We start from the raw sequence: 3391 nt of genomic DNA, 5'->3' as shown, positions 1-3391 counted from the left end.
TCGAGCTTGAGCCGCATGACGTACGCGGCGGCCAGCACGAACAGGCTGCCCCAGAACGGTACGCGCCAGCCCCAGCTGTAGAGGATGTCGTCGGGCATGGCCGCGACGGGCAGGAGACCTGGCCAAGCGGGAGATCGCCAAGGCGCACCAGGCCGTGATCGTCGAGGGCTACACCGACGTCATGGCGATGCACCTGTCGGGCGTGAAAACCGCTGTGGCCGCGTGCGGTACCGCATTCGGCGACGAGCACCTGGCGATGCTGCGGCGCCTGCTCATGGACGACAGCTACTTCCGCGGTGAGATCATCTACACCTTCGACGGCGACGCAGCGGGCCGGGCCGCGGCGATGAAGGCGTTCGAGGGCGACCAGAAGACCACGGCCAAGACGTTCGTCGCGATCGCGCCCCAGGGCATGGATCCGTGCGAGCTGCGGCAGAAGTCCGGCGACGGGGCGGTGCGCGACCTCGTCGCCCGGCGCACCCCGATGTTCGAGTTCGTCGTCAAGTCGATCCTCACCGAACACAACCTCGACACCGCCGAGGGGCGGGTGGAGGCGCTGCGCCGCACGGTTCCCGTGGTGGCCCGGATCAAGGAACGCACGCTGCGCGACAGCTACGCGGTGCAGCTGTCGCACTGGGTGGGCTGGGACGACATTCCGGCCGTGCGCCGGCGCGTGCAGGACGAGTCCCGGCGCGTCGCCCGCGGCGGCGACGAGAAGCCGCGCACCGCCGCGCCGCAACAGCGGGCGGAGACGGCCGCGGCGGGCACGGTCCTGCGCCGGCCCCGCCCCAACGATCCGGCGCTGTGGCCGCAGCGCGACGCCCTCAAGGCGGCGCTGCAGTACCCCGGCATCGCCGGCACCGTGTTCGATTCGCTGCCCGCCGAGACGTTCACCGACCCGGCCTACGCGGCGGTGCGCGAGGCTGTGGCCGCGGTCGGTGGGACGAGCGCGGGACTCGGCGGCGCGGAATGGGTGGACGCCGTCGGGCGCGCCGCCACCGACCCGATGGTGCACTCGCTGGTCATGGAACTCGCGGTGGACCCGCTGCCCGCGGAGGAGGACCGGATGCCCCGCTACATCGGCGGGGTCCTCGCCCGGCTGCAGGAGGTCTGGGTGGGGGAGCAGGTCGCCGAACTCAAGTCCAAACTGCAGCGCATCTCCCCGGCCACCGAATCCGACGAGTTCCACTCGTTGCTCGGGGACCTCGTTGCGCTCGAGCAGTACCGGCGCAGCCTGCTCGACCAGGCCATCGGCGACACCAGCGGCGACGGCCTGGCCGGCTGAACTCACGCCACCCGCATCACCGCCGCAACTGGTCGCGGGGGACGAGGATCGTGGTCTGCTCGTCGAGCGGCTTCATCGGCTCGAGCTTCGGCTCCGGGCTGAGCGAGTCGGCCAGCTTCTGCCGGCTCACCTCGATCGCCTTCTTCGTCACCGGACTACCCGCGACCGCCTTCGCCGTCCTGCTGAGCTGTTCGTACCGGGCGCGGCCCGCCCGTGTGCCCAGGACGTAGCCCGCGGCAACCCCCACCAACAGTCCGATCAACGTCGTCTCCATTCAGCCGTGTCAACGTCCCACCCATCCTGCCCGATCCTCGCCCTCGGGCTCACAGGCAGGCGATTTGGTGCCGCGTCGGGTGGGGCGCTACAGTTCTTCACGCACCGCGGGAAACGGCGGAGCACCGCAGGACAATCCCCTGTAGCTCAATTGGCAGAGCATTCGACTGTTAATCGAACGGTTGCTGGTTCGAGTCCAGCCGGGGGAGCTCCAAGAAAACCCCTCCCACCCGATCTCGGGTGGGAGGGGTTTTCTTGTCTGCGCCGCCACGAAAGACGCTGAGTGTGATGGAAATTACAGGAGCCGTGTGGTGCCGCCGCGACGGGTCGGCGACAGCCCGCGCCGGGCGACACGGGGGTGACCCGCGACGCGGGCCGGCCGCCGCAGCCGGTAGCATTCGCCACACGTCGCGTACCTCCGGATGCGCGCGGACGGGGCGGTAGCTCAGTCGGTTAGAGCCGTGGACTCATAATCCATTGGTCGCGGGTTCGAGCCCCGCCCGCCCCACAATCGTCCCTGTTCAGGAGGGTTTACGTCCGGCCTCGATAGCCGAAACCTATGGGTGTGGACGCCTTCGTCGCCGACGGCAGCTGTAAAGACGGCGCCCGGACTTGCGGAAGCTGTTGGAGTCGCTCAGCATCCCGGTCGACGAGGGAAAGGCCCAGATCGGCGACCGCTCGGCGATCGGGGACACACGGCGCTCGCGCAGAGCGTCGAGGGCAGCAGGTGGTCGACCCGGACCGGACGGCTGCTCGGGTGGTCACCGCGAGGTGGGGCGGTGGGTATGGACGGCATGGCCGGCGAGGTGGCGTGCGGTGTTGACCAACGCCACGTGGCTGAAGGCCTGGGGCACGTTGCCGAGCTGCCGACGGGCGTGGGGGTCGTACTCCTCGGCGAGCAGCCCGACGTCGTTGCGCACCGACAGCAACCGCTCGAACAGGGCGTGGGCGTCGCGAGTGCGGCCGGCGCCGTGCAGGGCGTCCGCGAGCCAGAAGCTGCGGGCCAGGAACGCTCCTTCCGGCTCGGCGATGCCGTCGACGTGTTCGAGCTCCGGCCGGTAACGCAGCAGGAAGCCGTCCCGGCTGAGCTCACGTTCGACAGTGGCCACGGTGCCCAGCACGCGGGGATCATCCCACGGCAGGAACCCGGTGCGGGGAATGAGCAGCGACGCCGCATCCACGCCGCGGCTGCCGTAGAACTGGGTGAAGGTGCCGCGGTGGGGATCGAATCCCTTCGTCAGGATCTCGGTTCGGATCTGTTCGCGCAGAACGCGCCAACGGTCGACCGGGCCGGGCAGACCGAACCGTTCGACCGCCCGGATACCGCGGTCGACCCCGGCCCACGCCATCACCTTGGAATGGACGAACGGGCGAGCCGGCCCGCGTACCTCCCACAGCCCGTTGTCGGGTTCCTGCCAGTGCCCTTCGAGAAAGTCCAGCAATGCCACCTCGATGTCCCAGGCCGGGTCACCGCGAAGGCCGCTCTGCCGGGCCAGGTGCAGACCGTCGAGCACCTCACCCCACACGTCGAGCTGGAACTGCCCGGCGGCGGCGTTGCCGATGCGCACGGGCACGGAGGCCTCGTAGCCGGACAGCCACGGCACCTCGTATTCCGGCACCCGCCGGGCCCCGTCGAGCTGGTACATCATCTGCAGGTCCGCCGGATTCCCGGCCACCGCCCGCACCAGCCAGTTCCGCCAGGCCCGGGCTTCGGCGACGAATCCGCAGCCGAGAAGGGCACTGGCAGGAACCCGACAACGGGCTGTGGGAGGTACGCGGGCCGGCTCGCCCGTTCGTCCATTCCAAGGTGATGGCGTGGGCCGGGGTCGACCG

2 protein-coding genes, 2 tRNA genes and 1 pseudogene are annotated in these 3391 nt (G+C 70.1%); 3 read left to right on the top strand and 2 right to left on the bottom strand.

The annotated features are described in order from the left end of the window. Positions 1 to 115: 115 nt before the first annotated feature. Positions 116 to 1285: pseudogene (locus AIIKEEIJ_RS13225) on the top strand (toprim domain-containing protein); the annotation flags it as partial. Between the two features lie 16 nt (positions 1286 to 1301). On the opposite strand, the gene AIIKEEIJ_RS13220 reads toward AIIKEEIJ_RS13225, so the two are convergent. After that, positions 1302 to 1547, bottom strand: a complete 246-nt coding sequence (locus tag AIIKEEIJ_RS13220) for a hypothetical protein (protein ID WP_010594277.1) — start codon at positions 1545 to 1547, stop codon at positions 1302 to 1304. A 147-nt stretch (positions 1548 to 1694) separates the two neighbouring features. Here AIIKEEIJ_RS13220 and AIIKEEIJ_RS13215 point away from each other — a divergent pair. Together AIIKEEIJ_RS13215 and AIIKEEIJ_RS13210 are read left to right on the top strand one after the other, a co-directional pair. Beyond that, a tRNA-Asn gene (locus AIIKEEIJ_RS13215) sits at positions 1695 to 1767 on the top strand. Positions 1768 to 1992: 225 nt separating this feature from the next. Then, positions 1993 to 2066 (top strand) — tRNA-Ile (locus tag AIIKEEIJ_RS13210). A gap of 253 nt (positions 2067 to 2319) precedes the next feature. On the opposite strand, the gene AIIKEEIJ_RS13205 is transcribed toward AIIKEEIJ_RS13210, so the two are convergent. Beyond that, positions 2320 to 3243, bottom strand: a complete 924-nt coding sequence (locus AIIKEEIJ_RS13205) for a glycoside hydrolase family 15 protein (RefSeq protein ID WP_338020945.1) — start codon at positions 3241 to 3243, stop codon at positions 2320 to 2322. Positions 3244 to 3391: the final 148 nt, after the last annotated feature.

It is taken from the genome of Rhodococcus sp. YH1 (assembly GCF_009939605.1).
Lineage (GTDB): Bacteria > Actinomycetota > Actinomycetes > Mycobacteriales > Mycobacteriaceae > Rhodococcus > Rhodococcus aetherivorans.
This window is presented reverse-complemented; position numbering and strand designations above follow the sequence as displayed.